The following is a 20,020-nucleotide window of genomic DNA, read 5'->3' as shown; positions in this document are numbered from 1 at the left end:
GCCTAATGCCTATCAAGGTTCTCCTACTCTATAAATCTATCAATTTTTTTCGAAAATCTTCTTATGTTAATAGTTTCAGCATAAATTCATTTAAGTATATTGCAGCTTAAAACGTGTTTTAGAATGATTTAGTTGTTTTTATGCAATACTCTTTAAAAAAAGAAGCACACTGCCTTTGAAATAAAGGACAGTGTGCTTTTACCTTATTCTCCTACTATTTTTGCACCTTTTAGCATGTTTTCAGTTAATGTAATGCCTTCTTGTTCGGCTGCCTTCTTATTGATGTATAGCTCTAGATTTTCAGGGAAACCGACTGGAATTTCACTTGGTTTTTTGCCATTGAGAATTTCCACGGCCATTTTTCCGGTCGTGTATCCGAGATCATGGTACTCAAAGCCGTAAGAAGCAAATGTTCCACGTTTGACAGAATCGCCTTCTCCGACAAAGGTTGGAATCTTTTTCTCATTGGCAACTGTTATAACCGATTCAAGTGCAGAGACGACTGTATTATCCTTCGGTATGTAGAAAACATCTGCTCTTCCTACTAATGATTCGGCCGCTTGTTTTACTTCGGTGCTGGTGGCAATCGTTGTTTCAACCGTTTCTAACCCTATTTCTTTTATTACTTGCTTTGCCTTTTCGACATTCACAACGGAATTCGGTTCACCTGAGTTATAGATGATCCCAACCTTTTTAGCTTCAGGAATAAACTTTTTAATAGAGTTGATGGTGTTTTTTATAGCATCTGGATGAGTATCAGATGTCCCCGTAACATTTACTCCTGGGTTCTCTAAGCTCTGAACAAGATTTGCTCCCACTGGATCTGTTATCGCTGTAAACAAAATAGGAATATCCTTCGTTGATTGAACTGCCGCTTGAGCACTTGCCGTTGCAATGGCCAAAATTAGGTCATTTTTATCGGCTACAAAATTTTGAGCGATCGTCATATTATTGTTCATATCCCCTTGTGCATTCTGGTAATCTAACTTCAAATTTTTTCCTTCCTCATAGCCTGCATCTTTCAATGCCGCAATAAACCCTTCCCTCGCACCATCTAATGATGGATGCTCAACGAGCTGAATGATTCCTATTTTTACTGTTTTCTTTTCTTCATTGCCCCCTCCAGTTTGATTGCTGTTAGTACCACAGGAAGCGAGAATTAGTAGAACACCACATAGTACAATGGATAAAACTTTTTTCATTAGAATCCCCCCAATTTTTTCCGTGATTACTTTCAAGATAATTCATAATATTTCGATAATAACATGTACAATAAGCATACACAACTCTCTTGAACGAATTAACTTTTATTTTCCACAGATGGTGTATCTTCACCAATGAGATTGCACCATGCCGTCCTATCATCAAGACATATATAGAAGAAATAGATTCATTTGGATATGACCTAATGAACATATCTTTATAAGGGAGTAATGATTCTATCCCCTAGTCATTCTTTTTCTAGTCTAATTCTCTTGCCTAATGTTATTATGTAGTATAGTAATATATATAAAGTACGATCCTTAAAGTGATATAGTATACAAAAAGATACTAAAGGAGATGTCTAGATGGAGAAGAAACCCGAACTATGTCGTGTAGATGATGCTTTAAGTATTTTAGTAGGTAAATGGAAACCAATTATTTTATTACACTTATTGCAAAAAGGGACGCTGCGTTTTAGCGAATTAAAACGTAGTTTACCTGGGATTACGCAAAAAATGTTAACAAACCAACTGCGAGAATTAGAGGAAGAAGATATCATTTCGCGTAAAGTCTACCCTCAAGTCCCGCCAAAAGTTGAATACTCAATTACCGAATACGGAAAAACTTTAGAACCCATTTTAGAGGCTATGCATGAATGGGGAACAAAACATACGCTGCACAAAAAGAATAAAGTGAATTCAAAAGCAAGCAGTTAATTAGATCCTAATAGTAACAAAAAGGCAGTCTACAAAATTAACTTTTGAAGACTGCCCTACTTTTTTAACTAATTATTAAATTCTTCTTACCAATATTAAGCTTTAACAGCTAACTCCAATACACGTTGTGCAGAAGCTTTAACTTCTTCCATACCTGCCGCAATGATTTCTTGTGCTTTATCAGGCATAGCATTGTGACCTTCAATAATCACTTCATCGATAATTTGCATACCGAAGATACCGCTAAATACGTTGCGCATGTAGTTAACAGCCATTTCCATTGGAGCTGCTTCTGGTGTTGAGTATACACCGCCACGAGCATTTAAGAAGATTGCTTTTTTGTCCGTCATTAATTGAACCATTTTTCCTTCAGGAGTGTATTTAAATGCGAATCCTGCAGCGTATACATAATCGATGAATGTTTGTAATTTAGCTGGGATTGTTAAATTCCATAATGGGAATGCGAATACGACTACATCTGCAGCTGAGAGTGCGTCCATTGCTTTTTGTTTTGCAGCTAAAAGGCGTGATTCGATGTCTGTTAATTCGCCACCGTTTTGTACTTTACCGAAAGCGTTGAAGAGCTCTTGTCCAAAGTATGGTGTGTCTTCTTCATAAACATCGTAAGTTGTTACGTTTACATCTTTACCTTCTAATTCAGCCATAAAAGTTTCGTACATTCTGCTAGATATCCCTTCAGATGCAGGGCGGTTATTTGCTTTTACTACTAAAATATTCATTATTAAAATTCTCCTCTAGTTAATTAAATTTCTCAGATGCGAGATAGCTATATTATAAAATGCATATAAAAAATATACATTTTTTCACGAATTGGTGTAAAAAAGGATTTGGGATCTATTCTATTTACGAAATAAAAGTACCATTTCGATAATCTGCATAAGCTTGTTTAATTTCTTCCATTGTATTCATTACAAATGGGCCATGTGCTGCAATTGGTTCCTTCAGTGGAGGCCCAGCAAATAATATAAGGCGCAAATTCTCATTTGCAGTAACTTGAATATGACTCATTTCTGCACCATCAGCTGATCCTAACCACATCGCTTGCCCTTTATTCGCTTCAACTCTATTTTCACCGAAAGTGCCGCTGCCTTCTAATACATAGATAAATCCGTTATAATCACCTGGTAAATCTTGGATTACTGAAGCACCTTGATCAGCTAGGATTTCTACAAAAGTAAATGGGACATGATTCAATATGCCAGACACAACATCGCCCGAAGAGCCAGAGTATACTCGAATCGTAGCGCCTTCTTCTTTACGAATGGGAACATCTTTTGCTTTAATGTTTTGATAACGTGGTGCTGTCATTTTATCTTTTCTTGGCAGGTTCACCCAAAGTTGAAGAGTGTGTACGGTTTCTCCTTCTACAGGAGATTCATTATGAACAACGCCTCTTCCTGCCGTCATCAATTGCATGTCCCCTTTTTGCAATGTACCACCCGCTCCTGTTGCACTATCATAGTGACCAATACTGCCATCAATCACATATGTTAATGTTTCAATGCCTCGATGCGGATGTTTGTCAAATGCCCCTTTTTGAAATTTATCTTCCATTAGTAATAAAAAGGGGTCATAAGCTTCCCAATTTCCCGGCTCAAGTATGGCTCCTGCACGATGAATATCACTAAATATACGTTCATGTACTGTCCATATTTTCTGTATATCACGATGCTTATCGAAGCTCACCTACGAATCCCTCCTTTACACTGTTCAAAAACATTATAAATTTATATACACTTTTTTATAAGTACGCACTTCAAAGTGGTATAGTATACAAAAGTATACTATTGGGTATGTGGATGAATTTTATACATGAAGCCCTTAGAGTCTCAGGGGATTTGTTGAACTTTCTTCTTAATAAAGGCTCATTTTTCACCTAAATAAAATGCTCTGAAGGTAAGGGTCTTTGAACTTTTCAATAAAATGACATCATATATGGAAAAAAGGCCTCTCACCGGTTCAGTAAACTGATGAAAGACCTTCTTCTAATAAATAGTTTTTTAGTTTGAAAAATCAGCATTTTTTACTCACTAAGAGAAAAATGTATGAGTATTTATCTAACCCATCTGAATCCCCTTACTTCAATACTAGGGTTCTCACCTTAAGCTATTCCTTATAGTCTTAGAAGTACTATATTTGCTCCGCTTTTTTTTTGCCGTATTCCCACCAATCTCCACCCTCACCAAATCCCCTGGGTTCGTAATAAAAAACTTTATTATTTTCTACTTTTATTATTTTGGAGTGGAATGGCAGATAACTTATCATGCAAACCTGCTCACCTACAAATTCAAAACTAGATATATTTACAGGAACTATAAAATAGTACTTTTTGATATTCCCCTCATATTCTTGGTAATTTGCCCAGGAATGAAATGTTATACTTCCATTAAAAAATTCTGTGTATACCAGTCCTATTAAACAGAGGGAAATTAGTGATTTTTTAAAATATTCGTGATATTTATCCATTACTTTAAAGTACCTTGTCAGCAAGTAAATTATGAATAAAAAAAGAGCTACAATCAATAAGAATACTAGTACATTATTTATACTTTCCAATCTATTGAACAAAAAGATAAAAGCAAAATAAGTTTGTAAAAATAGAATTATTAATAATGTAATAAATCCTTTAATATTAATTTTTTTAGAAACAATGATATAAGAAATTATTACTAATGAGACCCAACCAAATATACTGAGAATCATTACCCCCTCCTCAAATCATAATTTTCCAAACTTATTTTATCTATTTTTTTAAAATTATGTGATTAATTATAATATGATTCATTTGAAAAATACACTATATTTGTAATGTATTAACAATTAGGTTAAAGCAATTGAAAATCGAATGAAAAGCTTATGAAAGAAATTTCTTCAATTAAAAAGCGTTTAACACATCATTCTTAACGTCATACGCATACTAGTATACCTTGAGTGGAGGAGTAGAACTTCTTCAGATAATGGACAGTTTAGGTCATTCAAAAAACGAAACACACAAGTTTATTTACAACTCATCATAAAAGATAAAAAAAGAAGCTTCTCAAAAGTTCGAGGAACTCATGAAAGCTTCTTTTTTTGAAGTCTCGGTACCTAATTTTAGGTGTCGAGTGGAATCCTTAATATTACTGAGTATATTTTGGGGTGAATTACATCATGCCACCCATAGCACCCATATCAGGCATTGTAGGCTTATCTTCTGGCTTGTCAGCGATTACTGCTTCAGTTGTTAGAAGCATAGCAGCAACAGAACCAGCGTTTTGAAGAGCAGAACGAGTTACTTTCGGGGAAACATGGGCACGGTACTTTTGCTTCTAAAAATAAATGAAGCAGAAGCATTCCTTTAAAAGTCCATCCTTTTTCAATTACACATTCTTACTCATTGCCCAAATAGACAAGGATCTATTACTTGAGTTATTTAAAAATCTATGGGGGGTTAAACTGTTAAAATATATGCTATCCCCCTCTTCTAAATAAAACTCTTCATCCCCTAAAATGACAGTAAGGCTTCCCTCTAAGACAACTCCACACTCTTCTCCCTGATGTTCAACTAGCTTCCGGTCTGTTTGCCCTGGTTCTAACTCTACCAAAATCATTTCTAAGCTGCCATCATGATTTGGTGTTAATAATTGATATTTGGTGTTTGAAGATGGAAAAACAATCGTCTTTCTATTCTTCTTTTTAATTATTCGTGCCGTTTCTTCTTTTGTAAATAATAGAGTAGAAATGGATACTCCTAGACCTTTACAAATTTTATAAAGGGTGGTTAAGGTGACATCCGTATTCCCTCTTTCAATTTGGCTAATCATGCTGACACTAACTCCCGATTTTTCTGATAATTCTTTTAAGGAGATTTTTTGTTCATTCCGAAGCAGTCTAACTCGATTTCCTTCAAGCATGAATGACATCAGCCTTTCATAAGTACCTAGAGTAATAGATTACGTTTTTTGATAAATCTTTTGTAAAAAGTTAAATGCATTATCAAAGCAAATAATTTCAATTTCCTTCGAGCTAAATCCTCTTTTAATCATGTTATCGATTAAATTCGGAATCATCGTAACATTTTCTAATCCTTCAGTCAAAATAACAGGTGGTCCACCAAGGTTATAATCCATTAGGTAGTCCATGAAATCAAAACCAAAGCTGATTGAATCTACTCCAACAAGATCAGCCATATAAATGACATGGTCAACGAATCTTGAAACAGTAGGCTTATTCCGATCTACAAATTCCCCATAGGCATTTAATCCAATAATGCCCCCAGTCGATACAATTGCTTTCATTTGTTCGTCCGTTAAATTACGGTCTACATTACAAAGAACTTTTGAATTGCTATGTGATGCCATAATGGGCTGTTGACTAACACTATACACATCCCAAAAGGACTTTTCGTTCAAATGCGAAACATCAATAATCCAACTGGACTGTTCTAATTCACCAACCGTAAATTTCCCCACTGATGTTAATCCATCCGAATCATAAATTTTTGGACATCCCGTTCCCACAGCTAAAAAATTTCTTTCATTCCATGAAAAAATAGCGTGTTTGAACATAATTTTATCCAGCTCAGCTGTTGAATTCTGAATTCTTGCATATGAATTGGGGCCTTCCCATCTTTCCATAAAAGTTAACCCTTCGAGACCTAAGTAGATTTGAATTTTATTTGTATTGGAATGTCTATTATTTTCAGTGGCTGCAAAAGAGACAATTTCTGCATGTTCACTTTCAGCTAAATCATCCATCACATGTGATAAGATAGCATGAAATCGTTCATATTCATTTCCACGATAGTTTGGTTCTACCCATATCACACAAAGAATTGCATGAATTCCTCCACGCTTTAAGCGAGGAAAATGGACTTGATCAAAGACCCTATTTTCACCTCGTTCTCTACGAATCGCTATGTCTGTAAAAATATCAGAATGTAAATCAAAAATTTTCAATCTGGATAACTCCTTGTATCAATCAAATAATTTCATTTTTAGACAGAGTGAATCATCCCCTTTAAGGAATGATCCACCCATTTTGTATCCCTATAGCTGCAATGCCCCTGCTGCTTTTGCTTTCACCCGTAAAACGTTTCCAGGAAGATAAGATAATGGAACAGCTTCTAAATCAACAATTTGTGTGGTATCCTGTTTAGCCCCCATACTAATTGCCTTTTCAATCGCGAGAGCCTTTGCTGTTTGGATAATTTCCTCGCGAGTCTTGTCTTCCATCGGCCATAAACCATCAACCTCGCCGCTTGCATCAGCAATAGCAGCTCCAAGGGCATTTGCACAGCCAAAATGTTCTGGTTTAATCAATTCAACAGATTTGCTCTCAGCTGGCATAATGACACTTCCACCTCCGACTAATACAATTGGTAAAGGATCAGGAGACGTTTTGATTTTCTCGCATGCTTCAAGCACCATTTTTTCAATTTTATCCATTGCTTTTGTGACCAAGCTGGGATCCAGCGAGTTTAGCCTCGTTGGGTCACAACTAGGATCATCTATTTCTGCTACCCCAGCAGCTACAGCAATGTCAGTTGCGGTTAAGATTTCTCCACCAAAACAGATTGCCTTTTCTTTAATTTGGTAGCCGACACTATCAGGTCCAATTTTAATGTCATCCCCGGCAACCGTGACAATACTACCTCCACCAAGCCCAATTGAAATTAAGTCAGGCATTCTAAAGTTTGTTAAAACGCCTCCCACCTCAACAGCAAGTGCAGACTGACGTGGGAAACCATTAACCAAAATCCCTACATCAGTTGACGTGCCGCCAATATCGGCGACAATACAATCTTTTAGATTTGATAAATAAGCTGCCCCTCGAGTAGAGTTTGTTGGACCAGATCCAATCGTCAAAACAGGGTACTTGATGGCATGCTCTAATGACATCAAAGTCCCATCATTTTGAGCAAAAAATACTTTGCTGGTAATCCCAAGATGCTCTAACGCCTCAACCAATCCATTTGCTGCTTTTTTAGCAACAGCAACCACACTTGCATTTAGAATTGCAGAGTTCTCACGCTCTAATAATCCTAAACTGCCAATCTCCGAGGATAAGGTAACAGGGAAATCTTCTCCTAGATATTCATGTGCAAGCCTCGCAAATTCCTTTTCATGAAGGTCTTTTGCCGGTGAAAAAATGCTACTGACTGCAATAGAATCATAGCCCTCTTCCCTAACTTCTTTAAAAATTTCCAAACACTCTTCATAGTTTAAAAGCTCATCTGATAATGGTCGACCATCGTATTCAAATCCGCCATGGATTAAGAAGGATTTTCCCCCTATGGCTTGGACTAACGACTCATCCCAACCTGCCATAGGTAATACACCCTTCCCGGCAGGCAAACAGATACGTACAATAGCTACCTTAGAGAGATCCTTCCGTCGAATGATAGCATTTGTTGCATGTGTTGTACCTAATGAAACATAAGCAATATCCTTCACATTAACTTCTGATAAATCGAGAACCTTTTTTATACTATTAAAAATTCCACTTTGCACATCACTTGTGGTTGGTGATTTAATGGCCGAAATGACTTGATCATATTGATCCAATACCACTGCATCGGTATTCGTTCCACCTACATCAACTCCAATTTTATACATGTTATTTGCCATTCACAATCATCCCTTCATTTAGCTTTTCCACCGGTATAAATGGAAGGTCATAACCAAAATATTTTGGACCCCATACTTTAAGCGCTTCCTCGGTTCGCATAATTGGTGGTGTTGGAATTGCTAAACAGGCTACACGGAAGCCATATCTTAATGTTTCAGTCGTTAACGGTTTAAACGTTTCTAAATCAATGAAAGTAATTAAATCTGGTACGGTCGCTAACACCTGATCCCCTTTATAGGCAATCAAATTTTCATTTTGAAAGTCGACTCTAAATTCATGTCCTTCACTACCATTGATTCCTTCTAAGTTTACTGTTCCTTTGGCAAAACCTTCAGCTGTCGTTCTGTCAACATCAGTAATCTTGGCTTCAAACAAAATAATCGGTTTTCCATAATCAGATTTTATTAGTGCTTCTTCCATTGCAATAAGTGGTGAAACCTTTTTCTTACTTGATTCTAGCACTGCCTTACCAAGTTCAATTGCTAACGTAACCGTTTGCAGAATTGAGGTTCGTCTCATTTCATCTCCGGTCATTGGATATTCAGCAATATGACCGACACCACCCATTCGAACGGCAACCCCTCGAGCAATATATTCCATCATCGCATTGTCAACCGTATTCAAGAGGGTCCAGTTTCCACGTTCATCTGTGATGACCATTGGTGTTCCGGAAACCCCATAAACACTAAATGTCTCCATTTGTAGTTCTGGAAAGGCTCTCCCCATCCCATCAGCATCTACAATTGGAAGCCCAGCACGTGCTGCTACCACAAATGGAATAGTCGAATTGAGGCCCCCACATTCCATTGGCATTACCGCGAATGCTTTTTTACCTAAATAGTCTTCTAATCTCCGTAAAGAATGAAGTGCTTCATCTCCATTTGGGATTTTTTCAACAAAAACCGTTGGTGCCCCCATCATTGCTACTGGGACAACAAGCGCATCTGCAGGAACCTCGCTTGGGTCGAGTAAGGTAACGGGGCCAAACTCTTTAATGGCCTCCTGTGCCATGATTTTCCCAAGATAAGGATCTCCTCCACCGCCAGTTCCTAATACTGCTGCACCGACTGCTAATGCTTCTATTTCTTCTACACCTATAAAGCGAGCCATACTATCACCTCTATTAAATATTTTGTTCCTGATTCGCTGTTGTATTTAATTCCATATCAGTTTTTTCCCCAATACGGTTTAGAGCAATCTGAATGATAAACGCAATTATTATTGCATTCAACGAAGGAATTCCCCATGAAATTAAAACTCCTCCTGCCACACCAAGGATCCATGCAATTAAGGATTTCCACTTGAAAGAAACGTAATTATTTCCTCCATCAAATTTGTACTTCTCCCTATTTAATACAAAATAGTCTGCAATCATAACACCAGCAATTGGTGGAATCAAAACACCCAATGTGCTTAAGAAGCCAATAAAGTAGTTTGCAATTCCAACTGCACCCATTAATGTACCGATAGCCCCTAAGATAATTACAACCTTCGATCTTTTCACATTAAAAATATTGGTAAATGATAGTGATGATGAATACAAATTGCTATCATTACTTGTCCACTGTGCAGCAATTAGGATAAGAATGGCAGGAATCCCTAGCCCTAATTGAAGCATAGCTGCTGGTAAATCTCCTGTTCCCATAGCTATCGCGGTTACAGCACCAGCGAATACGATGAAACCATTAGCAATCAACATTCCAATGGCCATAGCTAACCAAGAATCCTTTGATGAGCGAGCAAATCTTGAAATATCCGGTTGAATCACGGCTCCTACCGCAAAGGTTCCAACAACAACTACTACCCCCTCCATAATAGTAATTGGCTTAGTAATTTCTGGTGTTAAGCTTGCCCAGCCCCCTGCATGAGATATTGCTAAAATTACGCCAAAGAAAGATAAGATGAGCAATAAAGGAATCGCTATATTACTTAAGATTCTTATTCCTTTATAGCCGATAAATGCAGTAAGGATCATTAACGCTCCTCCCCAGGCTGAAGCAACGGATGAAGAAGTAATAAACCCAGCCTTTGGCAGCATAGCGTGAATCGTTTGTCCGAAAAATCCAGCTTGTACGGAAAACCACCCTACTAAAGTGACAGCAAAAATCAAACTCATAATAATAGAACCGTTTTTTCCAAAGGTACGTTTTGCAAGCACTGAGGTTGCTAACCCTGTGTTAGCACCAATCGCACCCATAAATCCTCCATAGAGTGTTAATAATAGATTACCAATTAGAATAGTAACGATAACACTTCTTAATGACATTCCTGTTGTCAAAGCTGCTCCTGCAAACATCCCTGATACCGCAAGACAAAATCCAGAAGTAACAAACGTGATCTCCCACCAAGGCCTTCGCGCACTTGAAGGTACTGGTTCAGATACAAAATCTCCGTTATTTTTCGCCATAAAGTCACTCCTCTAATATATTGTAATTTTTCTCTTATATTAAAAATTTAACATAATTATCGGAATATTCCAATATGTTTGTACAATAACATAAGCTTTATTGTTTTGTAAGCCGATTATCGGAAGAAATTTAAGGGTATATTGAAGGAAAAAAAACGGGTATTTTCAAAACAGATAAGAAATATTAAACGTTCACACATTTATACAAATGTGTGAACGTTTTCTAAGACGCTATCCTTATTCTTTGTAGAAATTGAGGATTATAGTATATTAGAAGAGTTTAGAAGGGTAGAACTGGAAATAAAGCACCACGAAAGATTATGCAGTTGATTCAAAATCTTAACAATCATAACCACCCTTCCAAAGGGTGGTTTGTACAAAGGCTTTAAATGGGGATTTAAAGTTATTAAAAAAATATGGTCTAGGCCAATCAATGTCTTGGAGAGGGAACTCTTAGGATGATATCCCTTAGTAGTGATTATTTGGTAATTTAAAAGATGACTTAAAAAAGATGACCCCTATTCAATATAGGAATCATCTTCTAGTTGTTAGTCTCTTTTTTTATTGTGCCCTTGACAAAGGTGCCAGTTTATACAAGTTTGCTCAACTTATAAGAAGCCTTCTTATTTTATAAAATGAGCAAATATTATGGAGGTGAATATCTTTATACTCCTACACTGACCTTATTTTCAGCATCTTAACCCACTTTAGCTTCCGCAGTTTCAACACTATGATTCCATGCAATTAGTAATTTGTTTACATCATTTTTTAAATTTATAAGATTCTTTGCTTCCTGAACAAGTTTTTGCATTGTATGCAGTTCATCATCACTAATTTCTATTAGTTCCTCAAACATTTCAACAGATTCCCGAGAGATAGAAGCTATCTCAACAATTGCTGCCATTATCTGCTGAGTAGAAGACGATAATTCTTCTGTACTTGCAGAAGAATTTTCATTATTTTCAGCAATGATCTTTGTAGAAGATAGAATCTTTTCAAACATGGTTCCAACCTCTACAATAGTCGTATTTGTATCTTTAAATTCTTCTGTTCCCTGTTGCATTGACTTGACAACTATTTCAGTATCTTCTTGTATATTCTTTACAATATTTGATACTTCAGAAGAAGACTGGCGTGATTGTTCGGCCAATTTTCGAACCTCATCAGCAACAACCGCAAATCCTTTACCATGTTCACCCGCACGTGCAGCTTCTATTGCCGCATTCAATGCCAATAAATTAATTTGTTCTGAAATCCCTGTAATCACTTTTACAATAGTGCCGATTTCGAGAGATTTTTCTCCGAGTTTATTTATTGCAACAAATGTTGTATTTATCGTTTGATTAAAATGCTCCATTTTTTCTAAGGAGTCCTTCAGCTTAATGTTTCCTTCTTGTGTTAATTCTAAGGTAGCGTTCGATTGTTCTGAAATTTGATTTGTTCTCACTGATAGATCTTCGATTGCCTGTGCCATTTCTTCCATAGATGCGGCGCTTTCTTCTGTAGCTACTAATTGTTTATTTAATCCTCTACCTACCTCATCAATTGCCGCTCTAACAATATCCGCTTGCTCAGAAGCATATTCACCGATTTCAGCGAGATTTTCTCCTTTTTCATGTACATTTTTTGAAAATGAAAAAAACTTTTCACTTATACGGCTGAAAAACTCAATCAGTTGATTAAATACAGCATGATCAGGACTTCTTTCATCTACTTTACTAGTGATATTTCCTGCTATTATTTCCTTCATTCCATTTATAATTTCTTTATTTATATGAGGATGATTTTTCAGCGAAAAATATCGGTAAGCAAAATACGCTGATGTCCCCATTAAGATAACAATAATGCCTAGTAAAACAGCTTCCATGATAAATATATCTCCTAACTTCTTCTGTTAATTATTGACTTAGACCTAGGTATGAAATTTTTAAATCTCTTTAAAAAGTATGTATGTTCCATCAGCTACATGTGAAGGAATGCCATTCAACTTACTATTATCCTGATATTTATGAACAATATAATTTCCTTCTACATCTTCATATTTTTTCATATTATGATATTTTTCCATCAAACGTATCGCCTTCGGGTTTGTCGCTTCACCTAATATACCCTTCACACCTTGTGAGGATGCCTTTGTTATCAGTATATTTACTAATTGCTGAATAATTTTGTGACGGTCATGTTCAGCTACCACTCCTATCATGAATAGGTGTAATAGCTCCCCATCTTTGATTTCTTTTCCGTTTCGTCTTTTATAATCTTCCATGAAACGTTTATCCACATCTTCTAAAACACGCAGAATGACATTCATATCATAAAAAGAACCTTCAAATATATCTTCTCCGATAATCTCTGGTGCATTCGTATCTCCCGCAAGTGCACCAACAACATTATTATTAATATCTCGGGCGACTGCGCAATATCCCTGCTCTATAGTAGAGTCTAAATAATCCTTAGTAAACTTATAGAAATCTTCATAACTTAGTTTTAATTGACCTACCATCGGTTCCTGTACCCATTTTCCTGAAACATCCACTCCGATAAATGAACGTGCTAGACACTCAGCTGCTTTTTGAATTAAATCTGTTTGTTCCTTCGTTATAATTTCATATGTGTATAACTCTAATGTTGTTTGCACTTGTAGACTCCCTTTCAAATTATAAAGTGAAACTTCCATCAGTGGGGGGTTTCTTTCATCCCCCACTGATGGTTAGTTGAACTAATCACGCTCAAAACGCCACGTCCTGTGGCTTTCGCCTGACTAGGACATCGTGTCCGTCGTCGGGCCTTTACGGGCAGTTGATCCCCCACTTAGGTTTCTTTAATTCTCTCGCAACCTTGAAGTGGGGGTCTTACTGCCCGTTAATCTGCGATAAAATAAAAATCCCCTTATTATTGGGACCTAACATTACATAGAATGATGTACTTTATCGATAAATGTACCGGTGAACTCAATTCTTTCAAGTACATTCCTAACTTGCACTTGAGCAATTTTAGATAAAGGTTTTACTACCAGGATATCCTTAAAACCTAAGCTAGAATAAAATTGCATCGTTTGCTCCAACTGTGGTACAACCTTTGATGGGACAGGTGTTTGGTGAGTCCCATCAATGACAAACGTATATTCTTGTCTTGATACTTTATTAATCGTATCCTGTAAATCGATCATAAAACCTTCTGCGTCTTCCTCTCTCATTAATCCATGCACCTGTACATGCACTTCCTTCGCCACCTCATTAATTGCCATTTTATATTTCTTTTTATCTACGACTATCATCTTTTAATCTCCTTTTTTACTATAGTCTGCTATGCTTCATTGTTAACATTTGCACATTCTTTTCGTAGGAGTGTAAAAAAAAAGCTATCCCAGATATAGACAGGGATAACCAAAATAATAGATTGCTATTATTATTCTTGGCAACCCGACTATCATTATCCAAGAGGATTTTAGACTCGTAGCTTTGCGTCCTTACCTTTCGATAAGTTTGCCTTTTTCAATTTTAGAAAAGATAGTACTATTATCACGTTAATAAATCACTATAACATTATAAAGCACTTGCAATTTTTTGTCGAACTAGAATTTTTTTCTTGGTTTACATATGAATAAGGAAATAAGAAAAAAACTTCCCACAAGTTTGGTCAACTTATGAGAAGCTTCATTAATATTATTGAACTCAGCTTTACCAAATAGTCTACTACCGATGTTCACACACTCCAATTGTCGTGAGAGCTAATGGTGAACATTAGTAAATTTAAAGAAGTGCACTGAACCTATCTATTTCCACTCATTTTAATTTCATTTTCACGCATGAAGTATCGGCAACATAACATTACGATTATGATTAAACATAAATTTTATAGTCACATCATTAAATCTTCTCGGTTGATCAATGTTACATACATGACCGGCATTTTTAATCGTTTCAAATGTCGTATCTTTTGTTGCTATAACCACCATTTGCGCATCTTCCAAAAACAAATAATCTTCTTCTCCCATTACAAATAAAGTAGGAATACCAAAAAAGTCTTTCTGCATACTTTTTAGGAACGGATTAACCCGTTTGGTTAGAGAAAACCAGTTAATGAATTCTTTTTGGCACATCTTTTTCGCTTCGAATACAAATTTTTTGCGAGCTTCTTTATGATTCTCTTTCGGCATGAGAATCCAAGCAAATAGGCTAACTATCCACATATAAGGTATAATGCGTTTCATTAGATTACCAATACTAACTAAAAAACTTGTGCGTAAATTCAACTTCGTGACCGCTCCACCTAAAACCATAGACTGAAAGCGATCAGGTTGTTTTTTAGCAATTGTTTGAATTACAATCGTCCCTAGTGAAATACCTACAAAATGAGTTTTCTTTATTTTTAAATGATCTAATACTTCCAAAACCTCATCGGCTACTTGTTCGAAGGAATCTCCTTTTTGCCACATGCTGTTTGTGGATTCTCCATGCCCTCTCAAATCAATTAATAGTACATTAAAATGCTTTTTATATTCACGTAATTGTTTATACCAAATCGACGAATTCCCCCCTGCTCCATGTATTAGAGTTACCCAAGGGGTATCGTCATTCATGTAAAATGATCGATAATGTAACATTATCTATTCTCCTTTTTTAATAAAGTGAAACTTCCATCAGTGGGGGTTTTCTTTCATCCCCCACTGATGGTTAGTTGAACCAATCGGGCCTTTACGGGCAGTTGATCCCTCACTTAGATTTCTTTGATTCTCTCGCACCCTTGCAGTGGGGGTCTTACTGCCCGTTAATCTGCGATAAAAAATCAAAATATTAAATAGCAGTGTTAACTTCTTATTTTAATAACCTTCTTATACTTTTTCAACTAAAAAGGCACCTTGCCACATTGGCAAAGCACCTTTTTACAAACTTCCCTACTTTTTTTGAACCAGCTACCCATTTGCAAAGAAATGAAAAAAGAAGCTTCCCACAAGTTTTATCAACTTATAAGAAGCTTCCTTTAAAATCTTCAATGATAGCAAAACACTCTCATCTTACTCAAAAACCCTTATATATCAAGGATTTGATGGCGTTATTACATCATGCCGCCCGTAGGTTGCTAGAGTGTAATATTGTTAACATTGAGTGCAAAAAGTGCGGTAAATCAACGTTTTGGATGTTCTTGTCTGTAACATCTTTAACGGGGATTTACCGTTTTTTATGAGATTACGTTAGCAAAATGTTAGCAGTTAGCTAATAATAACATTATTAAGTATTTGAAATTCCATTTGGGTACTTTTTGTTGTTTAAACAAATTAAAGTCCGCCGCGAAATTGGGAGCAGATAAATTAAGACATGACTGCCGATGTGTACCATTCCTTTATAAATTCTTCTATATTCTTACTTTCTATAGCTTCTTTAATTTGATTACCATCAATTGGGATAATGACTATTTCCTCCTTCGAACTCCTCAAACTTTCATTAGTAAAAGTAGTCGAAAAGCCATTCCAAGAAATAAAGAAACCTACACCAACCCTCTTCCTTCTATTTTCAACTTTATTCTTAAATATCACTAGCTCATTTTTTCCTGCCTTTTTACTCCAGTTTTTACACTCACCAATTAATAGTATTGTCTCCTTACGCCAAAATTCACTTTTTGATTCATTTCTAATGTGTATATCTATTTCTTCAGTTCGAGTTCTCTTATTAGTATTTACTTTAAATCCTTCAACTTGTTCGAAAAACTGTTTTATAAGTACTTCTAATGCTTTTCCTTTTTCATTATTATTACCTGCATTTTCTACATTTTGTATAAGATTTTTCAAACCGTTATCATATTTTTTCTCTTTTTCCTTACTATTAATGTTCTGTTCTTGATTATCAACAAAATCATCAGTTGTATCTTCTAAAAATACTTCGGTTTCTCCTTGGGTTTGGGAGTGAATCGGAATTACTTCATCAGATTTGTCATTCTTGCTAAGTGCAAAACATATTTGATTAGCTATTCTTCTTATTAAAGGAGTAATACTTGCATTGCTTACTAATCTATAACCATTCTGCTTTCCGATATTACTAGGTAGCTTGTATTTATGTAACCCAGAGATATCAAGATATTCTTGGATAGTTAAATTTCTAATCCCATAATCATCAAGGATAAAATTCTCTCTAAACGTATAGGTGAGTGAGGGGCAAATGTCTTTGTATGATTTATAATTTTCATTTCTTTTATTAAAGCCCCTTATCTGATAAATCGAGTATTCTTCTGTAATTATTTCATGGAGAAAATCATAGTTTTTATTATCTTTGCTGTAGTAATAAGCATCTTCCTTTTCTTCCCCCCTAATATTAATTACTTCCAGTAAAGATTTTTCTAGTGGTATAACACTTGGAAACGAAAAGTTATCAAAAGACAGTTTTTCTCTAAAACCAACTATGTATAATCTTTCTTTGTTATAAGGTAAATTTGCATAGTCTTTAACATTCATTATCTTATAGGTTATGTAATAACCCTGATTTCTTAGTTCTTCTATTATCCAAGTTAAATTTTTACCATCTTTAATCGTTAGTAATCCTTTTACAGTTTCTAATAATACAACTGGAGGTTTTTTAGCTGCTAAAACCTTGGTTATTATATAATTCTCTATACTGTTAAAGGGATATTCTGTATTTTTTATATAAGAAAACGTTTGAACAGGTAATCCTGAAATTAAAATATCACAATCAGGGATTTTTGTGATTTGAGTGTTTCTTATGTCACCTTGATGCATATTAATATTAGGATGATTAAAACTAAATACATTATTTGCATTTTTATCAATGTCTATTGCCCAATTCACTTTACATCCCGCTTCTATAAAGCCACCGGTCATACCACCTATTCCAGCGAGCAAATCAACTACTGTATATGTCACGTTATATTAGCCTCCAACTAAAATATATCAACATTTCATTTATTATTGTACGTCTTTAGTATTTAACATTTACACCTATTCTTTAATAGGTAATTAAGATTCTCTAATTTTTACAATATAAATTCTAATGGAATATTATGAAAGAATCAAAAATCCAATCCCATAACCTATTTAAGTGGTTAATTGACATTATAGGAATAATTCGTTTTAATCTTCCTCATATTTAAAACTTCAGAGACACAATTTATATACAAACTATACAGGCAGTAGTAGATTTTATTATACAAAGAGAAAGACACGGAAAAATAACTACCGTGCCATCAAAGAAGGTTAATATCATTAGTTCTTCTAATTGTTCAAGATTAGAAGAGACTAAAAATAATCTACTTTAATTAATCTTTATCGATATCAGTATCTATTTTTATGTAGTGAATAAATTTAGATTTAACTAATTTTATTATTTCTTCTAAACTTAATGTAAAATTCATTCCAGAAAATAAGTAAATGAACATTCCCTACATTTTTACTAAAAGAAGCAGGACCTCCTATGGGTGCCTGCTTCTTTTTAGTGAAAATATGTTATTTTACTTATAATGTTTTGAATCCTTAGAGTTCAGCTAGTATCTTTAATTTATTATTTTTTATCAAAGATCAAGTTCCATATATCTTAAAGTATCAATAACTATACTAGAATCATGTTATAGTATATCACTTAACTTACACCAAAGGAAAAATTTAGTATAATATAGTAAAACTATAAATTATATTGATATGCGGGGAATCAGTATGAACTTTTTGAAAGACTCTGTACTTTGGATAAAAGAAAATTGGATATTAGTAAGTTCTATCAGTGCAAATTTGATAATTTTCATAAAATGGATATATGGAAATTATCAAACTAATAAAATTGGTAGGGCTAACTTAGCTGGTAGAAGGTATAAGGAGTTATACATTCCTTTATGTAATTTATTGCGCGATGTTAAGACTGAATCTTTTGTTGCATACAAAGGTGAAAAAAGCACATTACTAAAGAAACTTATAAAAGAATTATGTTTTTTGTTAATCTTTAAGAGTAATAAAAAAACAATTATTAAAAGATGGAAAGATCTCAGAAATCCAATTTTAGTAGGACCAACTTATGACTTTCCTTGGCAAACTCCAGATATAGAGAAGATTAATAGTATTATTGTATCTAAACGATTATTATTACCAAGTAAACTAGAAGAATATTGGATAAATGTCTTAGCTATGAATAATGAAAGATACGAGTATTCAGATGAAGAGTTAGATAGGGCTGTTGCTGAACTTATTATTTTCATTAGAGAGATTACAAAGAAAACCAGAGATTATCTTGAGAAAAAATATCCGGCAATATTAGCTGAGGATAATACCAAATAGAAAGGGAGGGACAATTTTGAACGCATATACTGAGAAAGAGGCAAAGTTACTAATAAAAGGGTTAATGCAAGAAATCATTGGAGTTAAGTCTAAGTTTGATTTGTGGAAACACATCCAAGATAACAGAAATGAACATATTAATGAATTAAACCTAGCCCCTGCTTTTTTTACTATAATACTACATTCCTTATTTAATGATGTTATTATAACAACTGCAAAATTATATGAACACGGCAGAGATACTATTAATCTAAACAAATTAATTAACATTGCTGAAAATCATAAAAAAATTTTTGTTTATAGTGAAGGTAAGGAACCTTTATTAAATAATTATGTAATAAAGGAACATAGAATAAAAATTGAAACCAAACAGGAACAGTTAGACAACCTTTTTACTTGGCGTGATAGAGTATATGCTCATAATGACAAAAAATATTTTTTTGAAAAGAGTCAGGTAACAAAAGATGCGAAACTTACAATAGAAAATTTAAATGCTTTAATATATGATGCTTGGGAAATAGTTAACTTTTATTCACTAGCTTTAGAAGGGAAAGCATGGTTATTAGATTCACCAGATAATCTTGATGTTTGCAAAATACTATTTATTTTAAAAATGTATAACAAACAGAGAGAAAACGAAATAGATATTTTTAGGATAGGTATGGGTTTAAATCCAACAAAAAAATAATCCTTCCTTCCAACATAGAATTTATTTCTTAAACCGGTAGGGTTAAGTCCAACTGATTAAAAATACAAACAGCCAGCACCTATACAATGATGGCTGTTTGTATT

Annotated in this window: 17 protein-coding genes and 1 riboswitch; of the genes, 3 read left to right on the top strand and 14 right to left on the bottom strand. The window is 34.8% G+C overall.

Translation table 11 applies throughout. The features are described from left to right. Positions 1-203: 203 nt before the first annotated feature. Positions 204-1,202 carry an ABC transporter substrate-binding protein gene (locus FSZ17_RS03525; RefSeq protein ID WP_057776294.1) on the bottom strand — a complete coding sequence of 333 codons (999 nt, stop codon included), beginning with the start codon at positions 1,200-1,202 and terminating at the stop codon, positions 204-206. A 366-nt stretch (positions 1,203-1,568) separates the two neighbouring features. On the opposite strand from FSZ17_RS03525, the gene FSZ17_RS03520 reads away from it, so the two are divergent. After that, positions 1,569-1,919 carry a winged helix-turn-helix transcriptional regulator gene (locus tag FSZ17_RS03520; protein WP_057776293.1) on the top strand — a complete coding sequence of 117 codons (351 nt, stop codon included), beginning with the start codon at positions 1,569-1,571 and terminating at the stop codon, positions 1,917-1,919. Positions 1,920-2,014: 95 nt separating this feature from the next. On the opposite strand, the gene FSZ17_RS03515 is transcribed toward FSZ17_RS03520, so the two are convergent. From FSZ17_RS03515 to dcm, 13 genes are all read right to left on the bottom strand, one after another. Then, positions 2,015-2,659, bottom strand: a complete 645-nt coding sequence (locus FSZ17_RS03515) for an FMN-dependent NADH-azoreductase (protein WP_057776292.1) — start codon at positions 2,657-2,659, stop codon at positions 2,015-2,017. 124 nt (positions 2,660-2,783) lie between these two features. Beyond that, positions 2,784-3,626 carry a pirin family protein gene (locus tag FSZ17_RS03510; RefSeq protein ID WP_057776291.1) on the bottom strand — a complete coding sequence of 281 codons (843 nt, stop codon included), beginning with the start codon at positions 3,624-3,626 and terminating at the stop codon, positions 2,784-2,786. Between the two features lie 444 nt (positions 3,627-4,070). Then, positions 4,071-4,643, bottom strand: a complete 573-nt coding sequence (locus tag FSZ17_RS03505; RefSeq protein WP_057776290.1) for a hypothetical protein — start codon at positions 4,641-4,643, stop codon at positions 4,071-4,073. A 656-nt stretch (positions 4,644-5,299) separates the two neighbouring features. Beyond that, entirely contained in the window at positions 5,300-5,833 is a 534-nt protein-coding gene (locus FSZ17_RS03500) for a helix-turn-helix domain-containing protein (RefSeq protein ID WP_057776289.1), read from the bottom strand. A gap of 39 nt (positions 5,834-5,872) precedes the next feature. Beyond that, complete coding sequence (locus FSZ17_RS03495; protein ID WP_057776288.1) at positions 5,873-6,877, bottom strand: dipeptidase; 1,005 nt, start codon at positions 6,875-6,877, stop codon at positions 5,873-5,875. Between the two features lie 90 nt (positions 6,878-6,967). After that, the gene (locus tag FSZ17_RS03490) at positions 6,968-8,548 is read right to left on the bottom strand and encodes a hydantoinase/oxoprolinase family protein (protein WP_057776287.1); all 1,581 of its coding nucleotides are present in this window, start codon (positions 8,546-8,548) and stop codon (positions 6,968-6,970) included. Beyond that, positions 8,538-9,659: an S-methyl thiohydantoin desulfurase family protein gene (locus tag FSZ17_RS03485; RefSeq protein WP_057776286.1), complete on the bottom strand. Its 1,122-nt coding sequence runs from the start codon at positions 9,657-9,659 to the stop codon at positions 8,538-8,540. Before FSZ17_RS03485 ends, FSZ17_RS03490 begins: the two co-directional genes overlap by 11 nt. 13 nt (positions 9,660-9,672) lie before the next feature. After that, positions 9,673-10,956 (bottom strand): cytosine permease, encoded by a 1,284-nt coding sequence (locus tag FSZ17_RS03480; protein ID WP_057776285.1) that lies wholly within the window; start codon positions 10,954-10,956, stop codon positions 9,673-9,675. Positions 10,957-11,653: 697 nt separating this feature from the next. Continuing rightward, positions 11,654-12,823, bottom strand: a complete 1,170-nt coding sequence (locus FSZ17_RS03475; RefSeq protein WP_057776284.1) for a methyl-accepting chemotaxis protein — start codon at positions 12,821-12,823, stop codon at positions 11,654-11,656. A gap of 60 nt (positions 12,824-12,883) precedes the next feature. Continuing rightward, the gene (locus tag FSZ17_RS03470) at positions 12,884-13,594 is read right to left on the bottom strand and encodes a hypothetical protein (protein ID WP_057776325.1); all 711 of its coding nucleotides are present in this window, start codon (positions 13,592-13,594) and stop codon (positions 12,884-12,886) included. A gap of 270 nt (positions 13,595-13,864) precedes the next feature. Then, positions 13,865-14,233, bottom strand: coding sequence for a hypothetical protein (locus tag FSZ17_RS03465; RefSeq protein WP_057776283.1), 369 nt, complete (start codon positions 14,231-14,233; stop codon positions 13,865-13,867). A 136-nt stretch (positions 14,234-14,369) separates the two neighbouring features. Next, positions 14,370-14,456, bottom strand: a riboswitch (cyclic di-GMP riboswitch). 302 nt (positions 14,457-14,758) lie between these two features. Continuing rightward, a complete protein-coding gene (locus tag FSZ17_RS03460; protein ID WP_057776282.1) occupies positions 14,759-15,562 on the bottom strand; it encodes an alpha/beta fold hydrolase in 804 nt (267 codons plus the stop codon). A 705-nt stretch (positions 15,563-16,267) separates the two neighbouring features. Then, positions 16,268-17,830 (bottom strand): DNA (cytosine-5-)-methyltransferase, encoded by a 1,563-nt coding sequence (dcm, locus tag FSZ17_RS03455; RefSeq protein ID WP_057776281.1) that lies wholly within the window; start codon positions 17,828-17,830, stop codon positions 16,268-16,270. Between the two features lie 786 nt (positions 17,831-18,616). Between dcm and FSZ17_RS03450 the strand changes: the two genes are divergently transcribed. Continuing rightward, positions 18,617-19,228: a hypothetical protein gene (locus FSZ17_RS03450; RefSeq protein WP_057776280.1), complete on the top strand. Its 612-nt coding sequence runs from the start codon at positions 18,617-18,619 to the stop codon at positions 19,226-19,228. Between the two features lie 16 nt (positions 19,229-19,244). Then, positions 19,245-19,916, top strand: coding sequence for an AbiU2 domain-containing protein (locus FSZ17_RS03445; protein ID WP_057776279.1), 672 nt, complete (start codon positions 19,245-19,247; stop codon positions 19,914-19,916). The last annotated feature ends 104 nt before the right edge of the window (positions 19,917-20,020 follow it).

It is taken from the genome of Cytobacillus dafuensis, from assembly GCF_007995155.1.
GTDB lineage: Bacteria > Bacillota > Bacilli > Bacillales > Cytobacillaceae > Cytobacillus > Cytobacillus dafuensis.
This window is presented reverse-complemented; position numbering and strand designations above follow the sequence as displayed.

Bases quoted from the DNA above. Each gene is read 5' to 3' on its own strand.
- FSZ17_RS03515 (WP_057776292.1), bottom strand. From the start codon at position 2,659: ATGAATATTTTAGTAGTAAAAGCAAATAACCGCCCTGCATCTGAAGGG.
- FSZ17_RS03475 (WP_057776284.1), bottom strand. From the start codon at position 12,823: ATGGAAGCTGTTTTACTAGGCATTATTGTTATCTTAATGGGGACATCA.
- FSZ17_RS03480 (WP_057776285.1), bottom strand. From the start codon at position 10,956: ATGGCGAAAAATAACGGAGATTTTGTATCTGAACCAGTACCTTCAAGT.
- FSZ17_RS03450 (WP_057776280.1), top strand. From the start codon at position 18,617: ATGAACTTTTTGAAAGACTCTGTACTTTGGATAAAAGAAAATTGGATA.
- FSZ17_RS03490 (WP_057776287.1), bottom strand. From the start codon at position 8,548: ATGGCAAATAACATGTATAAAATTGGAGTTGATGTAGGTGGAACGAAT.
- FSZ17_RS03460 (WP_057776282.1), bottom strand. From the start codon at position 15,562: ATGTTACATTATCGATCATTTTACATGAATGACGATACCCCTTGGGTA.
- FSZ17_RS03500 (WP_057776289.1), bottom strand. From the start codon at position 5,833: ATGCTTGAAGGAAATCGAGTTAGACTGCTTCGGAATGAACAAAAAATC.
- FSZ17_RS03520 (WP_057776293.1), top strand. From the start codon at position 1,569: ATGGAGAAGAAACCCGAACTATGTCGTGTAGATGATGCTTTAAGTATT.
- FSZ17_RS03525 (WP_057776294.1), bottom strand. From the start codon at position 1,202: ATGAAAAAAGTTTTATCCATTGTACTATGTGGTGTTCTACTAATTCTC.
- FSZ17_RS03465 (WP_057776283.1), bottom strand. From the start codon at position 14,233: ATGATAGTCGTAGATAAAAAGAAATATAAAATGGCAATTAATGAGGTG.
- FSZ17_RS03485 (WP_057776286.1), bottom strand. From the start codon at position 9,659: ATGGCTCGCTTTATAGGTGTAGAAGAAATAGAAGCATTAGCAGTCGGT.
- FSZ17_RS03505 (WP_057776290.1), bottom strand. From the start codon at position 4,643: ATGATTCTCAGTATATTTGGTTGGGTCTCATTAGTAATAATTTCTTAT.